Annotated in this window: 18 protein-coding genes; 14 read left to right on the top strand and 4 right to left on the bottom strand. The window is 67.2% G+C overall.

Annotated elements, in window-relative coordinates:
* Nucleotides 1-77: 77 nt before the first annotated feature.
* From F5544_RS26985 to hisG, 8 genes are all read left to right on the top strand, one after another.
* On the top strand, nt 78-1754 hold the full coding sequence (locus tag F5544_RS26985) for a serine/threonine-protein kinase (protein WP_167475777.1): 1677 nt from the start codon (nt 78-80) through the stop codon (nt 1752-1754).
* Nucleotides 1755-1853: 99 nt separating this feature from the next.
* Nucleotides 1854-2543: an HAD family hydrolase gene (locus F5544_RS26980; RefSeq protein ID WP_167475776.1), complete on the top strand. Its 690-nt coding sequence runs from the start codon at nt 1854-1856 to the stop codon at nt 2541-2543.
* Between the two features lie 239 nt (nt 2544-2782).
* A complete protein-coding gene (locus F5544_RS26975) occupies nt 2783-3628 on the top strand; it encodes a HalD/BesD family halogenase (RefSeq protein ID WP_167475775.1) in 846 nt (281 codons plus the stop codon).
* Nucleotides 3629-3656: 28 nt separating this feature from the next.
* A complete protein-coding gene (locus F5544_RS26970) occupies nt 3657-4481 on the top strand; it encodes a class I SAM-dependent methyltransferase (RefSeq protein WP_167475774.1) in 825 nt (274 codons plus the stop codon).
* Nucleotides 4478-6301, top strand: a complete 1824-nt coding sequence (locus F5544_RS26965) for a choline/carnitine O-acyltransferase (RefSeq protein WP_167475773.1) — start codon at nt 4478-4480, stop codon at nt 6299-6301. The genes F5544_RS26970 and F5544_RS26965 overlap by 4 nt, the downstream gene beginning before the upstream one ends.
* Before the next feature lie 76 nt (nt 6302-6377).
* Complete coding sequence (locus F5544_RS26960; protein WP_238846685.1) at nt 6378-6893, top strand: GNAT family N-acetyltransferase; 516 nt, start codon at nt 6378-6380, stop codon at nt 6891-6893.
* 55 nt (nt 6894-6948) lie between these two features.
* Nucleotides 6949-7212, top strand: coding sequence for a phosphoribosyl-ATP diphosphatase (locus F5544_RS26955; protein ID WP_167475772.1), 264 nt, complete (start codon nt 6949-6951; stop codon nt 7210-7212).
* A gap of 46 nt (nt 7213-7258) precedes the next feature.
* A complete protein-coding gene (gene hisG, locus F5544_RS26950; protein ID WP_167475771.1) occupies nt 7259-8110 on the top strand; it encodes an ATP phosphoribosyltransferase in 852 nt (283 codons plus the stop codon).
* A 198-nt stretch (nt 8111-8308) separates the two neighbouring features.
* Here the strand turns inward: hisG and F5544_RS26945 are convergent, their stop codons facing one another.
* Together F5544_RS26945 and F5544_RS26940 are read right to left on the bottom strand one after the other, a co-directional pair.
* A complete protein-coding gene (locus F5544_RS26945) occupies nt 8309-8554 on the bottom strand; it encodes a hypothetical protein (RefSeq protein WP_167475770.1) in 246 nt (81 codons plus the stop codon).
* Nucleotides 8555-8563: 9 nt separating this feature from the next.
* A complete protein-coding gene (locus F5544_RS26940; protein WP_167475769.1) occupies nt 8564-9445 on the bottom strand; it encodes a RecB family exonuclease in 882 nt (293 codons plus the stop codon).
* A gap of 74 nt (nt 9446-9519) precedes the next feature.
* Between F5544_RS26940 and F5544_RS26935 the strand changes: the two genes are divergently transcribed.
* Nucleotides 9520-10353: a tRNA (adenine-N1)-methyltransferase gene (locus tag F5544_RS26935; protein ID WP_167475768.1), complete on the top strand. Its 834-nt coding sequence runs from the start codon at nt 9520-9522 to the stop codon at nt 10351-10353.
* Nucleotides 10354-10359: 6 nt separating this feature from the next.
* Here the strand turns inward: F5544_RS26935 and F5544_RS26930 are convergent, their stop codons facing one another.
* On the bottom strand, nt 10360-10875 hold the full coding sequence (locus F5544_RS26930; RefSeq protein WP_167475767.1) for a hypothetical protein: 516 nt from the start codon (nt 10873-10875) through the stop codon (nt 10360-10362).
* Between the two features lie 180 nt (nt 10876-11055).
* On the opposite strand from F5544_RS26930, the gene arc reads away from it, so the two are divergent.
* Complete coding sequence (gene arc, locus F5544_RS26925) at nt 11056-12816, top strand: proteasome ATPase (protein WP_167475766.1); 1761 nt, start codon at nt 11056-11058, stop codon at nt 12814-12816.
* Between the two features lie 408 nt (nt 12817-13224).
* On the opposite strand, the gene F5544_RS26920 is transcribed toward arc, so the two are convergent.
* On the bottom strand, nt 13225-14181 hold the full coding sequence (locus F5544_RS26920) for an Lrp/AsnC family transcriptional regulator (RefSeq protein ID WP_167475765.1): 957 nt from the start codon (nt 14179-14181) through the stop codon (nt 13225-13227).
* Nucleotides 14182-14198: 17 nt separating this feature from the next.
* Between F5544_RS26920 and F5544_RS26915 the strand changes: the two genes are divergently transcribed.
* From F5544_RS26915 to F5544_RS26900, 4 genes are all read left to right on the top strand, one after another.
* Nucleotides 14199-15134 carry a VOC family protein gene (locus tag F5544_RS26915; protein ID WP_167475764.1) on the top strand — a complete coding sequence of 312 codons (936 nt, stop codon included), beginning with the start codon at nt 14199-14201 and terminating at the stop codon, nt 15132-15134.
* On the top strand, nt 15128-16351 hold the full coding sequence (locus tag F5544_RS26910; RefSeq protein ID WP_167475763.1) for a carboxylesterase/lipase family protein: 1224 nt from the start codon (nt 15128-15130) through the stop codon (nt 16349-16351). The genes F5544_RS26915 and F5544_RS26910 overlap by 7 nt, the downstream gene beginning before the upstream one ends.
* Before the next feature lie 747 nt (nt 16352-17098).
* Nucleotides 17099-18841, top strand: a complete 1743-nt coding sequence (locus F5544_RS26905; RefSeq protein WP_167479506.1) for a CocE/NonD family hydrolase — start codon at nt 17099-17101, stop codon at nt 18839-18841.
* A 261-nt stretch (nt 18842-19102) separates the two neighbouring features.
* On the top strand, nt 19103-20929 hold the full coding sequence (locus F5544_RS26900; protein ID WP_167479505.1) for a CocE/NonD family hydrolase: 1827 nt from the start codon (nt 19103-19105) through the stop codon (nt 20927-20929).
* The last annotated feature ends 22 nt before the right edge of the window (nt 20930-20951 follow it).

Below are 20951 nucleotides of genomic sequence, written 5' to 3'. Positions count from 1 at the left end.
CGTAGGGTTTTCGGAGTTTCCGGGCCACGCGCCGTTGGGCGAGAAGAACTCGGCGGGTTATCGGGAGGCAGTACACCATGACGGCGGATCGGTTGATCGCGGGACGGTATCGGCTCACGGATCCGATCGGCACTGGCGCCATGGGTGTGGTCTGGCGGGCCACCGATGTGCGACTGCGACGCACCGTCGCGGTGAAACAGCTGCTGCTCGGACCCGGGCTGTCCAGGTCGCAGGCGGTCGAGGCGCGAATGCGGGCGATGCGCGAGGGCCGCATCGCCGCCCGGCTACATCATCCGAACGCGATCACCGTCTTCGACGTCGCGGAGGAGGACGGCCAGCCGTGGTTGGTGATGGAGTACATGAACGCGCCGAGCCTGGCGGCGCGGCTATCCGGTAAGCGCACGCTGCCGCCCGCCGAGGTGGCGCGGATCGGCGCGCAGGCGGCGGGCGCGCTGGCCGCCGCGCACGATGCGGGCATCATGCATCGCGACGTCAAACCGGCCAACCTGCTCGTCGGCGACGACGGCACGGTGAAGATCACCGATTTCGGCATCTCGCACGCGGTCGGCGATGTCACGGTCACCGCGACCGGATTCCTCGCCGGCACACCCGCATATCTCGCACCGGAGGTGGCGCGCGGCGAGAAGCCGGAACCGGCCTCCGACGTATTCGCCCTCGGCTCAACGCTGTACGCGGCGGTGGAGGGCAGCCCGCCGTTCGGCGAGGGCGACAACCCGCTCGCCGTACTGCACGCGGTGGCCCGCGCGGAGGTGCCGAAGCCGGAGCGCGCCGGCGCGCTCGGCCCGGTTCTGCTGCGGCTGCTCGCGCCGACGCCGGAGGAGCGGCCGACCATGCGCGAGGCCAAGCAGGCGCTGGAAGATATTGCGGCGGGCCGGAATCCGGAGCTGGCGCCGCCACCGCAGACCAAGGTGATGCCGGCGGCGGAGGCGGACGGCGGCTCCGACAAGACGACGGTGATCTCGGCTCCGGAGCCCGCGGGCGCCACCGAGGTGGTCGCCGCACCGGTCGCCACCCCCGCACTGCCGCCGCCCGCCAAATCCGCGAATTCGACGCTGCCAGGGGGGAATAGCGACGGCGGTGCGCGCAACCGGGTGGTCGCCATCGGCGCGGTCGCCGCGCTCGTGGTGCTGATCGTCGCGGGCGTCATCGCGTACGCGGTGAACTCCGGGCACGACAGTGGTTCGACCGCCGCGTCGTCGTCCTCGGTCGTGCCGCCCGTCGCCTCGTCGAGCGGCACGGACAGTTCGACGCCGTCCCCGGCCGTCGCGAATCCCGTTGTGCCGGAACAGCCGAACCCCGCGACCGGCACCCCGTCCACGCAGCCGACGCCGACGCCGACACCGACGCCCAGCAGCGGCGCGCCGTCGAGCGGCGCCAAACCGCCGACCACCACCCCGCCGCCGCCCATCACCACGACGCCGTTCGGCCCCGCCGTCGTGGACAAGTCGGGCTTCGTGAGTGGTTACTACGGCATGCTGCCCGGGAACCCCTCGGGCGCCTGGTCGCAGCTGTCGTCCTCGTACCAGGCCTCGACCGGCGGCTACAACTCGTACGTCGCGTTCTGGAAGGAGTTCAGGTCGGTCAGCGTTTCGGGGCTGACGCAGAACGGCGACACCGTCACCGGGACGGTCACCTACGTGCACACGAACGGGTTCGTGGAGACCGAGCGGCGCTGGTTCCTGGTGACCTCGGATGGCGGGCGGACCGTGATCGCCAATTCCCAGCGGGCATGAATGAACTTGCGCGAATCACGACACAGCGCCCATCGCGGCCGAGTGTCGACGGGGAGCGGTATGAGTGAGCTTGCCGAGGAGTCGAGGAGGAAAATCGCAATGACCGTGCGGCCCGCCGCGGTGCTGTGGGATATGGACGGCACCCTGCTCGACTCCGAAAAGCTGTGGGATGTCGCGGTCCGCGAGCTGGCCAGGGAGCACGGCCGGGAGATGACCGCCGCCATCCGGCACGCGCTGATCGGCACGTCGGTGGAGAATTCGCTGCGAATCATGTTCCACGGCTTGGGAATCGAGGAGACGCCCGCGGCGGTGCGCGCGTCGCGGGAATTCCTCGACCGGCGGGTGGTCGAGCTGATGTCCGGCCCGATTCCGTGGCGGCCCGGTGCGAAGGACGCGCTGGCGCTGGTGCGTTCGGCCGGGCTGCCCACCGCGCTGGTCACGAACACCAAGCGCGATTTCACCGAGTACGGCCTGGACACCCTCGGTCGCGAATACTTCGACGTCACCGTGTGCGGCGACGAGGTGCCGCAGGGCAAACCCGCACCCGACATCTACCTGCGGGCGGCCGAACTGCTCGGGCAGGACCCGGAACACTGTGTCGCGGTGGAGGACTCACCAACCGGTGCTGCGGCGGCCCAAGCCGCCGGCTGCGCCCTACTCGTGGTGCCGTGCGAAATCCCGGTGCCCGATGCCCCCGGCCGTCTCTTCCGCGACACACTCGTCGGACTCGAACTCGCCGACCTGGAAGCGGCCCTGCGCCGCAAACCTCCATTCCCGCATAGCATTTGACAGCCGCACCCTGTGCTCGAACCGCGCACCTCGTGTTTCGAATGTCCGGTTCGAAGACGGGGTGCGGCGGCCCGGAACACGAATCGGGCAATTCGGATACGCACCGAATCTGTCGGAACCGTGTCGAGAGTTACTGCGCCGCAACGGGAGTGCGCCCAGCTGAGCGGGTGTGACCGTAGTCACTGGCAATCTCAGCGAATTCGGCGCGCGGGCGGCGGCGCTGCACCAGAATGGCGCGCATGGCAGCGATGGGTGTCCTGGACGAAATCGTCGACACCGAACGGTATCCGCTCGCGGCTGGCGCGAGCGCCGTCGTCGCGCGGGCCCGCGCCGAACTCGCCGCCGAAGGCTGCACCGTACTGCGCGATTTCATCCGGCCCGAACTGCGCGAAACCCTGCGCGCGCAGGGCGCCGAGATGGCGCCGCGCGCGCACTACGCGGTCGAGCGAGTCAACGCGTACAACATTCCGCTGGATTCGCCGCTGCCGGACGATCATCCGGGCCGTATCGTGCTCGAACGCGGCAATGCCTTCGTCGCCCGCGACCTCATTCCGGCCGGCGCGCTGATCCACCGGCTCTACGTCGACCCCGCGTTCCAGCGTTTCCTCGCCGCATGTTTCGGCGGCGCCGAACTACACGAATTCGCCGATCCGCTGGCGGGTCTGTGTTTGAACGTGGTGGAGCCCGGCATGTCGCATCCGTGGCATTTCGATACCAACGAATGCACCGTCAGCATGTTGACCCAGGCCGCGGATTCGGGCGGAATCTTCGAATACTGCCCCAACATTCGCGCACCGCACGCGGAAAATCTCGACGACGTGCGTGCAGTGCTCACCGGCGCGGGCGAGCGGCTCGTCAAACGGCTGGAGCTGCGCCCCGGTGACCTGCAGCTGTTCCACGGCCGCTTCTCCCTGCACCGGGTATCACCGGTATCCGGTGCGCGGCAACGGCATTCGGCGATTTTCGCCTACACCGACCGCCCCGGGGTGATCGGCAGCATCGAACGAACCCGTCAGCTCTTCGGGCGGGTCCTATCGGATCACCTGGACGCCGCCGCGATGCGGGGCGACCGACTGCTCGACTGAGCGGTGCGCGAGAAGGGGAAAACAGGATATGCCAGCGTCGCACACGACCGGGAAAGCCTCCTTCGACGATATCTACGACCGCCCCGATCCCCGCGACTACTACGCCCGCATGTCCGAATTGGACTATCGCATACCGGAATTGGCGAAACCGTATTTCCAGCGGCAATTCGACGACTACCGCGCGGCCACCGGGGCGACCCGCATCACGGTGCTCGATATCGGCTGCTCCTACGGCGTGAACGCGGCGCTGCTGCGCTTCGACACCACCATGCGCGGACTGGCCGACCACTACGGCGCGGCGGGTGACGCCGACCGCGCCGACCTGCTCGCCCGCGACCGGACGGTGCTCACCGCCGCCGACGGCCAGCCCGATGTCCGGTTCGTCGGCATGGACGCGTCCATGACCGCGCTCAGCTACGCGCGGGAGGCGGGCCTGCTGCACGATACGGTGCACGCCGATCTGGAAAACGCCGAACCCACCGACGCCCAGCGCGATACGCTCGCCGCGGCCGATCTGGTCATCTCCACCGGCTGCGTCGGCTACATCACCGAAAAAACCCTGACCCGGGTGGCCGTCGCGCATCCGACCAGGCGACCGTGGATGGCACACTTCGTGCTGCGCATGTACGGATTCGACGCGATCGCCGCGGCCCTCGCCGGGCTCGGCTACCGCACCGAACGCGCGCCCGGACTGTTCGAGCAGCGGCGCTTCGCCTCCGCCGCCGAACGTACCCGAGTGCTGAACACCTTGGCCGCCAACGGGATCGACACCGATGACTGCGAATCCGACGGCTGGCTGTACGCGAACCTCTACCTGTCCCGCCCGCACACCGATTCCGAGGATCGAGAATGACTGACAGCGAAGAACGCACCTTCGCCGCCGACGACCGCCTGCCCCGGGTGCCGCTACCCACCCTGGAGGACAGCTGCGCGCGATTCCTGGAATGGTGCGCCCCGCTGCTCACCGCCGAGGAACTGTCCACCACCGAGGCGGCGGTGGCCGACCTGCTGCGCCCCGACGGCCCGGGGCGGAAACTGCATGCCGCACTTCGGGAATACGACGCCACCCCCGGCGTCGGCAGCTGGCTCGACCTGTTCTGGCCGTCCCGGTATCTCGGCCGCCGCGACCGGATCGCGTTGAACGCCAACTTCTTCTTCCTCTTCCGCGACGACACCCCGCTGGCGATGTCGACCGGCCAGGGGCAGGCGGCGCGCGCCGCCGGAATCATCACCGCCGCACTGGCGTACAAGCTGGCGCTGGACGACGAGGCGATCCCGCCGGTCGTGCAACGCGGCCAACGGCTTTCGATGTGGCAGAACAAATACCTGTTCTCCGAGACCAGAATTCCGGGCGAGCAGCAGGACACCGTGCGGGTGCCCTACAGCGACGAATGGCCCGGTCCGTCCCGGGCCCGGCATATCGTGGTGTTCTTCCGCGGCAGCATGTTCCGGATGGATGTCATCGGACCGGACGGCGTGCCGTACGCGTCCGGCGATATCGCCGACGGTCTGCGCGCGGTGCTGAAGGCGGGCGCGCGCCCGGCCCGCACGGATACCGCGGTGGGCCATCTCACCACCAAGGCCAGGGCCGAATGGGCGCGCAGCAGAGCGGGTCTGCGGACCGAACCGGCCAATGTCGCGGCCCTCGACGCCATCGAGACCGCGCTGTTCTGCGTCTGCCTGGAGGATTTCGCGCCGCGCGACACCCTGCACGCCTGCGATCAGCTGCTGCACGGCGACAGCGCGAACCGCTGGTTCGACAAGGCGGTGTCGTTCATCGTCTTCGCCGACGGGCAGGCCGGGATCAACGTGGAACACTGCGGGCTGGACGGCACCACCATCCTGTCGTTCGTCGACACGCTGCTACAGACTCCGATGGACGAGCACGCGCAACGGTCCGGCGCGGCGGCGCAGGGCCTGCCCGCGGTCGAGCCGATCGAATTCGTCCTCGACGCCGCGCAGCGCACCGATATCGCGGCGGCGGGGGCGGCGTTCGCCCGCTACGCCGCCGAAAACGCCACCGCGACGGTCTCTTTCGAGGAGTTCGGGACCGCACGCGCCAAACAGCTCGGCATCTCGCCGGATGCGTTCGCGCAGTTGAGTTATCAGCTCGCGCACCGGCGCAGCAAGGGAATCACCGGCGCCACATACGAATCCATCGCGACCAGGCAGTGGCGCAACGGCCGCACCGAGGCCATGCGGGTGGTCACCCCGCAGATGATCGCCTTCGTCGACGCCATGCTGGATCCGGCCGCCGACGCGGCGACCAGGCGGGCGGCGGCGCTGGCGGCCGCCGAGGCGCACGTGACGCGCGCGAAACAGTGCCAGGCGGGTGACGCGCCCGAACAGCACCTCTGGGAGCTCCAGTGGATCCAGCGCAGGCGCGGCGCGGAACTCGGTGTCACCGAACCGATTCCGCTCTACGACAGCCCCGGCTGGGTCATCATGCGCGACGACTACCTGTCCACCAGTTCGGCGCCGTCGGTCAACATCCGCTACTTCGGTTTCGGATCGACCAGCCCGCGCTGTATCGGCGTGGCCTACGTGCTGTTGCCGGACCGCTGGAACATCTACCTGGCCACCCCGAAAACGGTCGCCGACCAGATGTACGCGTTCGCGGATCAATTGCGCACCGCCGTGGCCGAACTCACCGACCTGCTCGGCGGCGCATGATCGAATCACGGGTGGCATCCGCGAGGACGAGGTGAGCGGACCGGTAACGCCCGCACCGGAATTCAGGTGGCGTCGGGTGACCGAGGCGGATTTCGGGCTGCTGCGTGAATGGCTCATGCAGCCGCATATCCAGCGGTGGTGGCACCACGAGACTTCGCCCGAGGCGGTCGAGCGGGATTTCGGGCCGACCGCGCGCGGCGAGGAACCGGCCGAGGATCTGCTGATCTTCGTGGGCGGCGAGCCGATCGGCCTGGTGCAGCGCTGCGTGCTCGCCGACTATCCGGAGTACATCGCCGAGCTCGACGGGTTGGTCGAACTGCCGGCGGGCGCGATGAGCCTGGACTACCTCGTCGCCGGGCCGGACCGGGTGGGGCGGGGCGTAGGTCCGGCCATGCTGCGCGCGATACTCGTCGGAACCTGGGCCGAATTTCCCGGCGCCACCTGCGTGATCATCCCGGTGGCCGCCGCCAATCGCGCGTCGTGGCGGGCGTTGGAGAAGGCGGGGCTGCGGCGCGTCGCGGAGGGCAGGCTGACGCCTGACAACCCCGTCGACGACGGCACGCACTACATCTACCGGATCGATCGGCCGTAGCGAACCCGGAGCCGACCAGCGGTGGGTGGTGACCGGTCTGCGAGAATGACCGGTCGTGAAGAACTTCGAATCCCTGTTCGCCGAGCTGCAGGATCGTGCGGTCACCCGCCCAGAGGGGTCGGGAACCGTGGCCGCGCTGGACGCCGGCGTCCATACCCAGGGTAAGAAGGTGCTGGAGGAGGCGGGCGAGGTGTGGCTGGCCGCCGAACACGAGAGCGACGAGTCGCTCGCCGAGGAGATCTCGCAGCTGCTCTACTGGGTTCAGGTGCTGATGGTGGGTCGGGGACTGAAGTTGGAGGACGTCTACCGACATCTGTGACGGCCGACACTCCCGCCGCACTCTCCCCGAAAGGAAACCCTCCCGCATGCTGCGCGTAGCAGTCCCCAACAAAGGCGCCCTGTCCGAATCCGCGACCTCCATCCTGGCCGAGGCCGGATACCGCAGGCGCACCGATTCGCGCGACCTCACCGTGCTCGACCCGGCGAACCAGGTGGAATTCTTCTTCCTGCGGCCCAAGGACATCGCCATCTACGTCGGCTCCGGCGAGCTCGACCTCGGCATCACCGGCCGCGACCTGGCGCTGGATTCCGGTGCGCCGGTACAGGAACGTCTGGCGCTCGGCTTCGGGCGCTCCACCTTCCGCTACGCCGCCCCCGGCGGCCGCGAGTGGACCGTCGACGATCTGTACGACAAGCGCATCGCCACCTCCTACCCGAACCTGGTGCTCGGTGACCTGCGCCGCCGCGGTATCGAGGCCGAGGTGATCCGCCTCGACGGCGCGGTGGAGATCTCCATCCAGCTCGGCGTCGCGGACGCCATCGCCGATGTGGTCGGCTCCGGCCGCACCCTGCGCCAGCACAACCTGGTCGCGTTCGGGGATTCGCTGTGCGATTCGGAGGGTGTGCTGATCGAGCGCACCGGTTCGGATCAGCGCGACCGCGCCCGCAACCAGCTGGTGGCGCGCATTCAGGGCGTCGTCTTCGCCCAGCAGTACCTGATGCTCGACTACGACTGCCCGAAGGACCTGATGGAGGAGGCCGTCAAGATCACGCCCGGCCTCGAATCGCCGACCGTTTCCCCGCTGGCCGATCCCGGCTGGGTCGCGATCCGCGCCATGGTCCCGCGCAAACAGGGCAACGAGCTGATGGACCGGCTCGCCGATCTCGGCGCGAAGGCCATCCTGGCCACCGACATCCGCTCCTGCCGCGCCTTCTGAGCGCCGGTTCACCCACACCGAATGGCTTCCCGCGCAGGCGATTGCGTGCGCGGGAAGCCGAAACCCCACGCGGGAATAATGCCTTCAGTGGGGAGGCTCGCCGCTTGGTCCGGCGATCGGCCGCGTCGTAGGCTCACGCGAGCGGATCGGGCCGGAAACCGCGACACGCGTTGCGGTGCCGGGCCGGTTCACGAAAACCTAATAAACCGTTCGCGAGACTGTGTGCGTCGAATAACCGAAGAACGCAGCGGTATCGCTACGGTGCGCAGTAATGTGCGCGTGGGAGGAAGTCGTGGAGTCTGAACTCGAATCGGCCACCACATGGTCGCGGATCAGGAGCATCCTGATCGCCACCGGGGATGTGGTCGGTGTTTTGGTTTTGATCGTGGTCATCGCGATCATCGGGTCACATGACGACGCCATCGGGTCAATGGCGTCGATCATGCATCACCTTTAATCGGCGACCGCGTCGGCGAGGGTTTCGTCCGGTGATTCCCCGGTGTCGCCGGTCGGCCAGCCTGGATACGGCGGTGGCGTGCCGCCGAATTCGGGACAAATCGCCTGATAGGCGCAAAACCCGCACAGCCAACCGGGATTCGGCTGGAATTCGCCGGTGCTGCCCGCCGTCAGAATCGCCTGCCACAGCGCCGAGAGCGTGCGCTCGAAGCGCAGCAGTTCCGCCTCGTCGGGGGTGTAGGTGAGGGTCTGTTCGTCGGCCAAATAGATCAATTTCAGTTGGGCGGGCACGATTCCACGGGTGCGCAGAATGATCAGCGCGTAGAACTTCAGCTGGAACAGCGCCTTCAATTCGTAGTCGACCCCGGGGGCCCGCCCGGTCTTGTAATCCACCACGCGCAGCTGTCCGGTCGGGGCGACATCGATGCGATCGATGAAGCCGCGCAACAGAACTCCGTCCGGCAGCGCCACCTCCACCCGCGACTCGCAGGATTCCGGATCGAATCCGGTCGGATCCTCGATGCGGTAGTAGGTGTCGACCAGCGCACGCACCTCGCCGAGGAACGTTTCGCGATCGGTGACCAGCTCGGCCACCTCGGGATGTTCGGCGAGCAGCCGGGCTAGCGCCGGTTCCGCGAGGGCGGCCGCCCGCCCCGGCAGCCGGTCACCCCTCGGCAGTCCGTACAGGTCCTCCAGCACCGCGTGCACCACCGTGCCGCGCACCTGGATCCGCGTCGGCGGCTCCGGAATCCGATCGATGGCGCGGAAACGGTACTTCAGCGGGCACTGTTTGAAATCCATTGCGCGGGAAGGCGACAGCGCGGGCCGCGGCCTGCTCTCCGCTGGATCGGCAGGGGGCGTGGAAACGGGCACCGACATACCTGGCAGGCTATCCCGGCGTACCGACAGCGCGAGGCCCGCATGAGAATGCGGAACACAGAACGGAGTGACTTTTGGCGGCCAGACGGACCGGGCCATTCACCACTGGGGACCGGGTGCAGCTGACCGATGCGAAGGGCCGCCTGTACACGGTGGTCCTGGAGCCGGGCAAGGAGTTCCACACCCATCGCGGCGGGATCAAGCACGACAGCCTGATCGGCGCCGACGAGGGCAGCCTGGTGCACTCCACCAACGGCACCCCGTATCTGGCGCTGCGGCCGCTGCTCGTCGACTATGTGCTGTCGATGCCGCGCGGCGCGGCCGTCATCTACCCGAAGGACGCCGCGCAGATCGTGCACGAGGGGGATGTGTTCCCCGGTGCGCGGGTGCTGGAGGCGGGCGCCGGATCCGGCGCGTTGACTTGCTCACTGTTGCGGGCCGTAGGCCCGGCGGGCGCGGTGGTGTCCTACGAGATCCGCCAAGACCATGCCGACCACGCGGTTCGCAATGTCGAGACATTCTTCGGCGAACGTCCGGCTAACTGGTCGCTGACGGTCGGTGACGTGGCCGACTACCCGGGCGATCCGGTGGACCGGGCGGTGCTGGACATGCTCGCGCCGTGGGACGCGCTGCCGTCGGTGGCGAAGGCGCTGGTGCCCGGCGGGGTGCTCATCGTCTATGTGGCGACCGTCACCCAGCTGTCGAAGGTAGTGGAGGCGCTGCGCGAACAGGAGTGCTGGACCGAGCCGCGCTCGTGGGAATCGCTGGTACGGCCATGGCACGTGGTCGGTTTGGCGGTGCGGCCCGAACACCGGATGCAGGGCCACACCGCCTTCCTGGTGAGCGCGCGCAGGCTGGCCGAGGGTGTTGTCACCCCGAAACCGCAACGGCGGCCCTCGAAGGGCTGAGGGTGGTCAGGGAGTGCAGGGCGCCTTGGCGAAGCCGAAGATGGTGCAGGCGCTCGCGTCCGAGAGCTTCCACTTGCCGTCGGACTGCTCCCAGGTCATCGGCACCGGGGCGGTGCCGTGCGGCGAGGTGATGCCGACCTGTGCCGCCGCCTTGGTGCCATCGAGCTTGATATCGCTGACGGCGAACGTCAACGGGTAGTTGGCCAGTCCGGCGGTCATCTTGTCGATGTTGGCAGTCCGCTTGTCCCCGTTGACAATTGCCGCGGCCTTATCCGCCGTAGGCTTATTCGGGTCGGTGATGAGCAGCAAGTTCGCCTGAAGCGCTTCCGCGGTCGGCGCGACGGTGGCACTGTGATCCCCGGACCCCGCTGCGCTGCTGCTCGCCGGCGCGGCGGTCGTGCTCGACGCCTTGGCCGAATCGGACTTGTCGTCCGACCCGCAGGCGGTCAGCCCGACCGTAACGGCGACGGCAGCGGCCGCGGTAGCCACGGCAATACGGAATGTCCTGTCGGGAAGGAGCATCTTCAGCAACCTTTCGGCTCGGTGGGCGAACTGACTCGCCGCAGTCGGGGTTAGGGCAGGCTAACATGGTTGTTCGGACGCCGATCGCAGCCCAGATGTGATCACGACGAAACCATGTCGGAAAGCGAGAACCGTTCACGCCCGGTAGCGTTGATAGACCGGGACTGGGAGGAGCAGCACATGAGCCCCATCGAGAATTCGGATTCGGCGGCCTGGAGAGAGCTCGAGGCAGTACGCGCCGAGGCGGCTGCACTCCGAAGGCAACTCGCCGATTCGCCGGATCGCACACGGGAATTGGAAGCCCGCATCGATTCGCTGACCATTCGCAACACGAAGCTGATGGACACACTCAAGGAGGCGCGCCAGCAGTTGGTCGCGCTGCGCGAGGAGGTCGATCGGCTCGGTCAGCCGCCGAGCGGTTACGGCATCCTGATCGGTGTGTACGACGATCAGACGGTCGACGTGTTCACTTCGGGTCGCAAGATGCGGTTGACGTGTTCGCCGAATATCGACACCTCCGTCCTCGAATACGGTCAGTCCGTCCGCCTCAACGAGGCGTTGACGGTCGTCGAGGCCGGATACTTCGACTCGGTCGGCGAGATCGGCACGTTGCGCGAAATTCTCGACGACGGCCGCCGCGCCCTGGTCGTCGGCCATGCCGACGAGGAGCGTGTGGTGTGGCTGTCGGGACCGCTGGCCAAGGTGGCCGAAGTGGACGATCTGGACGATCCGGACTCCCCGATTCGCAAACTGCGGCCCGGTGATTCGCTGCTGGTGGACACCAAGGCGGGCTTCGCCTTCGAGCGCATCCCCAAGGCCGAGGTCGAGGATCTGGTCCTGGAAGAGGTCCCGGATGTCGACTACGCCGATATCGGCGGCCTCAGCAGGCAGATCGAACAGATCAGGGATGCGGTGGAATTGCCGTTCCTGCACAAGGATCTGTTCCGCGAGTACGCGCTGCGCCCGCCGAAGGGCGTGCTGCTCTACGGTCCGCCCGGCTGCGGTAAGACGCTCATCGCCAAGGCGGTGGCCAATTCGCTGGCCAAGAAGATCGCCGAGGCGCGCGGTGAGGATGCCAAGGACGCCAAGTCGTACTTCCTCAACATCAAGGGCCCCGAACTGCTCAACAAGTTCGTCGGCGAGACCGAGCGGCACATCAGGATCATCTTCCAGCGGGCCCGCGAGAAGGCGTCCGAGGGCACCCCGGTGATCGTGTTCTTCGACGAGATGGATTCGATCTTCCGCACCCGCGGTTCGGGCGTCTCCTCCGATGTGGAGACCACCGTGGTGCCGCAGCTGCTGTCGGAGATCGACGGCGTCGAGGGCCTGGAGAACGTTATCGTGATCGGCGCGTCCAACCGCGAGGACATGATCGATCCGGCCATCCTGCGGCCCGGCCGCCTCGATGTGAAGATCAAGATCGAGCGTCCGGACGCGGAGTCCGCGCAGGACATCTTCTCCAAGTACCTGGTCGAGGATCTGCCGCTGCACGCCGACGACCTCACCGAATTCAACGGTGACAAGGCGGCCTGCATCGGCGCGATGATCGAGCGGGTGGTCGAGCGGATGTACGCCGAAAGCGAGGACAACCGGTTCCTGGAGGTCACCTACGCCAACGGTGACAAGGAGGTCCTGTACTTCAAGGACTTCAACTCCGGCGCCATGATCCAGAACATCGTCGACCGCGCCAAGAAGTACGCGATCAAGGCGGTGCTCGACACCGGCAACCCGGGCCTGCGCATCCAGCATCTCTACGATTCGATCGTCGACGAGTTCTCCGAGAACGAGGACCTGCCGAACACCACGAATCCCGATGACTGGGCGCGGATCTCGGGTAAGAAGGGCGAGCGGATCGTCTACATCCGCACGTTGGTCACCGGGAAGAACGCCTCGGCCAGCCGGGCGATCGACACCGAGTCGAATACGGGGCAGTACCTGTAATCGGTTGGGGCCGAGAGGTCGAGGGACCGGAAGGTCGAGGGGCCGAGAGGTCGAGGGGCCGGAAGGTCGAGAGGTCGAGAAGGCAAGGGCCGCACTCTTATTGGGTGCGGTCCTTGCGCATTGGCGTGCTGCCGCACCCCGTCTTCGAACTGCGCCTTGTCTGTACCATATGTTCGGTTCGAAGACGGGGTGCGGCGCGGTTTTTTTAGCTTTGCGCGCGTAGGTAATTCGGCGTGCGTGTGCAATCAGGTAGTGGGCACTGGTGAAACGCCTTTCGCCATTGCCTGGTGGGGAACCGGAACGCCGCTTGCCAAATGTACCGCGCGCCTGTCTGGGGCGATCCAGTCGTCGTAGCGGCGCGACCGCCGACCTGACACACCGATCACTCCAGACGGATGCCCCGGTGACTCACGACGGCGGCGTAGGGGCGTCGCGTTTGGCGAAGGTGGCGATGAGTGCGGTTTCGACCCGTTCGATGCCGTCGATGGCGCCGATCCGTTCGGCCAGGTAGGTGTACAGATCGCTCGAATCGTGGAAGACCGCGATGAGGATCAGGTTGTGGACGCCGGTGGTCGCGGCGATGAACGCCGCCTCGGCGTCCTCGCTCAGCGACCGGCCGACGGCGGTGAGCCGATTCGGCGCAACCGTCAACCAGATGACACAGGGTGCCGCGAAACCCAGTACCCCGGGGTCGATTTCGACGCTGAAGCGCACCAGCCCGGTGCGCCGCAGCTCCGCGAGGCGCCGCCGCACCGCCGACTCCGACCAGCCGGTGCGCCGCGCGAGATCCGGGTACGCGGCGCGGCCGTCGGCGGCCAGGGCCGCCAGCAGTCGGTGATCCAGCTCGGTGAGCGATATCGGTTGCGCCACATCGGGATCGGCGGGCCGCAGCGCCGCGATCCGGTCCGCGTCGAGCGCGGAGGTGCGGCCGTGCCAGCGCCGGCGCATCAGGTGCCGCAGCACGCGCTGCGCGGAGATGTCCGAGACCTGTTGGTGCCGCGCCAGTTCGGCGAGCGGCGCCGGACCGTTCCCGGGAACCCGGAAGAGGCAGGCGATTTCGGTGCCGCTGGACAGCACGCTGACCCACGCGATATCCGGCCGGGCGGTGAGTGCGCGCGCCAGCGCGGCAACGGCGTTGGCGCGCACCTTGATTCGCACCACCCATTCGGCGGCGCCGATGCCCGCGCTGTCGGCGACACCGGTCACCCGCACCACGCCCGCGCCGCGCAGCCTGCCGTAGCGGCGGGCCAGGGTGCGGTCGGAGACGCCGAGCACCTCGGCGATCCGGCTGAACGGCGCGCGGCCGTCGATCTGCAGCGCGTGCAACAGTTGCCGATCCAGTTCGTCGAGGCTGTCCGAATCCACCGGACCAGGGTAAGGCGATGTCGGAAAACGGCGTTCCACCGTTCGGTACGAGCCGTTGGCCCGCATCGCCGGGCAGGCTCGTCGGGGTGATCAACGAGCACATCAATCGCTTCCACCACACCGGCGTCAAGGGCGACCTCGACGCGTTGGCCGCCAAATACCGTTCCTTCGGATTCCTGCTCACCCCGCGGTCGCGACATCTGATGAGCGAACGTCCCGGCGCCGCACCGACACTCGGTTGCACCGCCAACGAATGCGCGGTATTCGGCGACTCCTACATCGAGCTGTTCGGCGTGGTCGACCCGGCGGCGCCGGATCCGTGGCACGCCAAGACGCTCGCCGACGGTTTCTGGATCCTCAACCTGGACACCGACGATCCGGCCGCCGACAGTGCGCGGCTCGCCGCGGCCGGATTGCCCGCCTCCGGCGTGCACGAGCTGGCACGCGACGTCGATACCGAGGCAGGCGTGCGGACCATGCGGGCCAGGACGGTGCACATTGATCCGCACAGCACCCCGGAGGGTTTGCTCGGCCTCTCGCAGCACCGCACACCCGAATATGTGCACCAGCAGCGCTATCTCGGCCACCCGAACGGCGCGCGGGGCATCGCCGCGGTGACGACCGTGGTGGCCGACGACCGATTCGACGAGGTAGTCGACCGGTACCGCCGGATAATCGCGGCCGAGCCGGTTCTGGAAGGGCCGGTTACGGTGTTGGCGCACAAGGAGATCCGGATGGAGTTCGTCCGAGCGTCGGCGGCCGGAGAGGCGCTGCCGGGCGAACCCGCGCCGCGGGCGTCGTATTTCGCCGCGATGACCATCCGGGTCGATGCGCCGGACCGGGCCAGGCGATTGGTGGAAAGCGCTGGGACACAGACTCGTTCGTTACCGGACGGGTTCTCCGTCTCGGCCCGCGACGCGTACGGCGCCTGCCTGCGGTTCGTGTCGTGCTGACCGCCGAGACGACCGCGGGCCGGGTGCGCGGAGCCGCCGTGGGGCCGGTGCGGGTATTCCGCGGCATACCCTTCGCGCACGCGGAGAGGTTCGCCTCACCGGAGCCGCCTCCGCCATGGCCCGGCGTCCGGGACGCCAGCGAATTCGGCCCTGCGGCACCGCAATCGGCGTCCCGGCTGGCGCGCGTGTTCGGGCCGTTCGAGGTGCCGCAGGACGAGCACTGCCTGTCGTTGAACGTGTGGGCACCTGCGGGCGAACGACATCCGGTGCTGGTGTTCCTGCACGGTGGCGGATTCTCCAGCGGCGCAGGGCGACTCGGTTGGTACGACGGCACGGAATTCGCGGCCGCCACCGATACCGTTGTGGTGACGGTGAACTACCGGCTCGGCGCGCTCGGCTATCTGGCGCTGCCCGGGGTGAGCGCGGGCAATCTGGGACTGCTCGACCAGCTCGCGGCGCTGCGCTGGGTGCGCGACAATATCGCCGCGTTCGGCGGCGATCCGGCGCTGGTCACCGTCTCGGGCCAGTCCGGCGGCGCGCTGTCGATCGTCGCGATGCTGGCCGGGCGGAGCGGTTCGGGGCTGTTCCGGCGGGCGATCCTACAGAGCACCCCGCTGGGAATGCCGCCGGCCGATCCGGACGACGCGCTGACTGTCGGGCGAATGTTGCTGGCGGAGTTGGGAATAGCGGACGAGCAGCGGTTGCGGCAGGTTCCGGTCGCTGCGCTGCTGGCGGCGCAGGACGCGGTCGCGGCTCGGCGGTCCGGGGCGACCCCGCCGTTCCAGTTGGTCGCCGACGGCGATCTGGTGCCCGCGGACCTGTTGACCGTGCCGCGCACCGACGTCGACGTGCTGGCGGGCACGAACCGGGACGAAGGGGCCGGATTCTTCGCTGGCGAGCCAGCGGCGATCGCGGCCGCCACCGCCCGGTTCTTCACCGATTCGCTGCCGAGGCTGTCGGATTCGCTGGCCGCCGGGGGAGCGGCGCCGTGGCGATATCGATTCGACTGGTGCCCGCCGGACAGCCCGTTCGGCGCGTGCCACGGCATCGAGTTGCCCTTCGTACTCGGTGACGCGGCGGCGTGGGCGGCGGCGCCGATGCTGTGCGGGCAGCGACCGGGCGAACTGGTGGACGAGGTGCGCACCCGCTGGGCGGGCTTCGTGCGCGCGGGTGATCCGGGCTGGCGGCGCGGTACCGAACACCGCTTCGACGGTTAGGCATATCCGCATGCCGGGCCTGTGGGTGACTTCGTCGATGGCGTACCTTTCGCAAATCGCTCCGGCTGTGCGGGGGTCTGTGAACGGCTTCGTCGACAGACCCTGTCGGGAATTCCTGTGCGGATACGCAGATACTTCGCCGTCTAGAGCCCGAATCACGTTGCCGGGAAACCGAATTCGTGTGGTACCGACTTGCCCGCGAATGGATGCGGAGTCATGAATGTGATCTGTATCTCATTGTGATGTGGGACGGCATATGGTTCTCTAGGGACATCGGCGAAGATAGCTAATAGTTAGCTGAGCCGTTCGTGGTTTCGCCCGGCGTCTGCCCCGTCGGCGGCGGGATCACGGGGGTGCCGACTCGGCCGCCGCCTTCCTCCCTGACACCCGCGGCGGCCGGGTCGGCGAATTCGGACCTGGTCAACGCCGCACGGAGCCAACAGTATTGGGGTCGTCGAGAGCATCGCGCCATGATCACGAACTGATACGATCATTCCGGCGGAGGCGCTTTGCAGGGTCCGGTATCGCCTCCGATGGAGGTGTATCGCCTTGTCTCGATCCACTATCGGCACGCTCCGATTGCTCACCGCGCTCGGATGCGTCGGCCTGCTGGTCATCGGCTGTTCCTCCGGGGATTCGAAGAACACCGGAACGAGCTCACCCACGACGACGCAGGCCACGGCGTGGCCGCCGGATTCCGATCGCGGCAGCTGTGCGGTCGAAAAGCAGCAGGATGTGCCCGCCACCATGCGTGACGGCGTTGTGCTGCGGGCCGATGTCTACCGGCCGAAAACCGATCAGCCGGTGCCGGTGATCCTGATGCGCACCCAATACGGCAAATCCGCCGCCCAGGTGCAGCCGTCGCGGTACCGCACCCCGGACTGGTTCGCCTCGCACTGCTACCTCGTCGTCATCCAGGACGTGCGCGGCCTCGGCAAATCCGATGGCGTCTTCAGCGAATTCGGCAACGATCAGCACGACGGCTACGACACGGTCGAGTGGGCCGCGCAGTTGCCCGGCGCCAACGGCAAGGTCGGCATGTACGGCTCGTCGTATGTCGGTGCCACGCAGTGGCTCGCCGCCACCGAGACCCCGCCGCATCTGACCACCATCGTGCCCGCCAATACCGCCTCGGACTACTACGACGGCTGGACCTACGAGGGCGGCGCGTACCGCCTCGCCTTCATCGAACCGTGGGCCATGGGCACCATCGGGCTGGAGGCCGCGCAGCAGCGCAAGGACCAGGCGGCCGCCGACCGGATCACCGCGGGCATCGCCGATGCCACCTCCTGGATGAATTTCCGCCCTTACAAAGACTTTCCGCCCTTGCAGCCGTCGAATCCCGCTGTCGCGCCGTGGTTCTACGACTGGATCCGCAACTCGACTCGCGACGACTACTGGAAACAGTGGAGCATTCGCGACCGCTATCAGAACGTCAAAGTCCCTGTACTGGATATGGAGGGCTGGTACGACGCGTTCCTGGCCGGCGGCGTGGAGAACTTCACCGGAATGGCCGATCGCGGCGGCAGCCAGGAGGCCAAACAGAATCAGCGGCTCGTCATCGGGCCCTGGGACCATTTGGGTTGGGGCAGAAAGAGTTCCACCATCGCGCCACGGCTGGAGAACCTCGGCCCGGTAGCCGACAGCCCGATCAATGAGCTGATGTTGGCCTGGTACGACCATTTCTTGAAGGGTGTGGACAACGGTGTCGCGGGTAAGCCGCGTGTCGATTATTACGTGATGGGCGCGAACAAGTGGAAGTCCGCGCCGAGTTGGCCACTGCCGCAAACGAAATGGACCGAATACTTCTTCCAGGACAGCGGCGTCAACGGACCCGCGGGCCGGGTCGGCAAACTCGTCACCCAGGCCCCGACCGGCACCGGCTCCGACCGCTACCTCTACGACCCGGCGACACCGGTGCCGAGCGTCGGCGGGCATTCCTGCTGCGGGGTCGGCGAGGGTCCGCAGGGTCCGTTCGATCAAGCCGCGGCCGAACAGCGTTCGGATGTGTTGACCTACACCACCGACCCGCTCACCGCCGACACCGAGGTGACGGGTCCGGTCACGGTTAAGCTCTGGGCGTCGTCCACTGCGCCGGATACGGATTTCGTTGCGCGGCTGGAGGCTGTGACACCCGATGGCGCGGCGGTGAATCTGAACAACGGCATCCTGCGCGCGGCGTTCCGTGATTCGCTGAGCGATCCGACGCCGATCGAACCGGGTAAGCCGTATCAGTTCACGATCAAGATCTGGCCTACCAGTTACCAATTCAAGACCGGCGACCGGATTCGAGTGGCGGTGTCGAGCAGCGATTATCCGCAGTACGCGCCGAATCCCAATACCGGCGAACGTTTCGGTGACAGCGCACGCACCCAGCCCGCCACGCAGACGGTGTACCGCGATGCGCAGCACCCTTCCTCGGTGGTTATTCCGGTAATTCCGGCCGGGGACAACGGATCCGACACCTTCCCGCTGAAGCCCGGCAAGTAAGCGAAGTCAATACCACACGGACCCAACATAATTGGGGTCACCGCCGACTCGACGGACCCGCCCTGCGACGATCGCGGCATTGATACCATGATTCCGGCGGGGGTGCATCGTAGGGGTATCGCCTCCGGTGGGAGGTGTAAGGCCTTGTCTCGGTTCACCATTCGCAGAGTCCGGCTGTTCACGGCGCTGGCTTGCGTCGGCATTCTGGTCATCGGCTGCGACAGTTCGGGGGAGTCGAAGAATACGGGTTCGAGCTCGTCGATGACGGCGCAGCCCGCGGCGTGGCCGCCGGATACCGATCGCGGTGACTGTGCGGTCGAAAAGCAGCCGGATGTGCCCGCCACCATGCGTGACGGCACCGTGCTGCGGGCCGATGTCTACCGGCCGAAAACCGATCAGCCGGTGCCGGTGATCCTGATGCGTACCCAGTACCTCAAGTCGTCGGCGCAGATCCAGCCGTCGCGGTACCGTGCACCGGACTGGTTCGCCTCGCACTGCTATCTGGTGGTTATCCAAGACACTCGCGGCCTCGGCAAATCCGATGGCGTCTTCAGCGAGTTCACCAACGATCAGCGCGACGGCTACGACAGCGTCGAGTGGGCCGCGCAGTTGCCGGGCAGCAACGGCAAGGTCGGCATGTACGGCTCGTCGTATGTCGGTGCCACGCAGTGGCTCGCCGCCACCGAGACGCCGCCGCATCTGGCCGCGATCGTGCCCGCCAATACGTCCTCCGACTACTACGACGGCTGGAACTATGAGGGCGGCGCGTTCCGGCTGGCCTTCGTCGAACCGTGGGCGATGCTCACCATCGGTATCGAGGCGGCCCAGCGCCGCGGCGACAAGGCGGCCGAGGATCAGCTGAAGGCGGCGCTCACCGATGTCACGTCGTGGATGAATTTCCGCCCGTACAAAGACTTTCCGCCGTTCCAGCCGACCAATCCGGCTGTCGCGCCGTGGTTCTACGACTGGATTCGCAACTCGACTCGCAATGATTACTGGAAGCAGTGGAGCATTCGGGACCGATATCAGAACGTCAAGGTGCCGGTGCTCGATATGGCGGGCTGGTACGACGTATTCCTGGCGGGCGGCGTGGAGAACTTCACCGGGATGGTCGAACGCGGCGGCAGTCAGGAGGCGAAGGACAATCAGCGGCTGGTGATCGGTCCGTGGGACCATGTCGGTTGGGGCAGAAAGGATTCGGTGATCGCGCCGCGCCTGGAGAATCTCGGCCCGGTGGCCGACAGCCCGATGAACGAGCTGATGTTGGCCTGGTACGACCATTTCTTGAAGGGTGTGGACAACGGTGTCGCGGGTAAGCCGCGTGTCGACTATTACGTGATGGGTGCGAACAGGTGGAAGTCCGCGCCGAGTTGGCCACTGCCGCAAACGAAATGGACCGAATACTTCTTCACCGACACCGGGACGATCTCGTCCGCGGGCCGGGTCGGCAAGTTGATGCCGCAGCCGCCGACCGGTGACGGCTCGGACCGCTACCGTTACGATCCGGCCGATCCGGCGCCGAGCGTCGGCGGGCATTCCTGCTGCGGCATCGGAATTGGCGTACAGGGTCCGTACGATCAGACCTCGGTCGAACAGCGCACCGATGTATTGACCTACACCACCGACCCGCTCACCGCCGATACCGAGGTGACGGGTCCGGTGACGGTGAAGTTGTGGGCGTCGTCGACGGCGCCGGATACAGATTTCGTTGCGCGGCTGGAGGTTGTGACACAGGACGGGTCGGCGGTGAATCTGAATAACGGGATCCTGCGGGCGGCGTTCCGTGATTCGCTGAGCGATCCGTCGCCGATCGAGCCGGGTAAGCCGTATCAGTTCACGATCAAGATCTGGCCTACGAGTTACCAGTTCAAGGCCGGTGACCGGATCAGGGTGGCGGTGTCGAGTAGTGATTATCCGCAGTACGCGCCGAATCCCAATACGGGGGAGCGTTTCGGTGACAGTGCACGCACCCAGCCCGCGACGCAGACGGTGTACCGCGATTCGCAGCATCCGTCGTCGGTGGTGATCCCGGTTATTCCGGCCGGGGACAACGGATCCGACACCTTCCCGCTGAAACCGGGCAGATGAGCGCCGGGCCGCGATAGCCGCC

Source organism: Nocardia arthritidis, assembly GCF_011801145.1.
GTDB lineage: Bacteria > Actinomycetota > Actinomycetes > Mycobacteriales > Mycobacteriaceae > Nocardia > Nocardia arthritidis_A.
This window is presented reverse-complemented; position numbering and strand designations above follow the sequence as displayed.

Coding starts and splice junctions, on each gene's coding strand:
- F5544_RS26985 (WP_167475777.1), top strand. CDS start 78: ATGACGGCGGATCGGTTGATCGCGGGACGGTATCGGCTCACGGATCCG.
- F5544_RS26980 (WP_167475776.1), top strand. CDS start 1,854: ATGACCGTGCGGCCCGCCGCGGTGCTGTGGGATATGGACGGCACCCTG.
- F5544_RS26975 (WP_167475775.1), top strand. CDS start 2,783: ATGGCAGCGATGGGTGTCCTGGACGAAATCGTCGACACCGAACGGTAT.
- F5544_RS26970 (WP_167475774.1), top strand. CDS start 3,657: ATGCCAGCGTCGCACACGACCGGGAAAGCCTCCTTCGACGATATCTAC.
- F5544_RS26965 (WP_167475773.1), top strand. CDS start 4,478: ATGACTGACAGCGAAGAACGCACCTTCGCCGCCGACGACCGCCTGCCC.
- hisG (WP_167475771.1), top strand. CDS start 7,259: ATGCTGCGCGTAGCAGTCCCCAACAAAGGCGCCCTGTCCGAATCCGCG.
- F5544_RS26945 (WP_167475770.1), bottom strand. CDS start 8,554: ATGATCGACGCCATTGACCCGATGGCGTCGTCATGTGACCCGATGATC.
- F5544_RS26940 (WP_167475769.1), bottom strand. CDS start 9,445: ATGTCGGTGCCCGTTTCCACGCCCCCTGCCGATCCAGCGGAGAGCAGG.
- F5544_RS26930 (WP_167475767.1), bottom strand. CDS start 10,875: ATGCTCCTTCCCGACAGGACATTCCGTATTGCCGTGGCTACCGCGGCC.
- arc (WP_167475766.1), top strand. CDS start 11,056: ATGAGCCCCATCGAGAATTCGGATTCGGCGGCCTGGAGAGAGCTCGAG.
- F5544_RS26915 (WP_167475764.1), top strand. CDS start 14,199: ATGTCGGAAAACGGCGTTCCACCGTTCGGTACGAGCCGTTGGCCCGCA.
- F5544_RS26905 (WP_167479506.1), top strand. CDS start 17,099: ATGCGTGACGGCGTTGTGCTGCGGGCCGATGTCTACCGGCCGAAAACC.
- F5544_RS26900 (WP_167479505.1), top strand. CDS start 19,103: ATGACGGCGCAGCCCGCGGCGTGGCCGCCGGATACCGATCGCGGTGAC.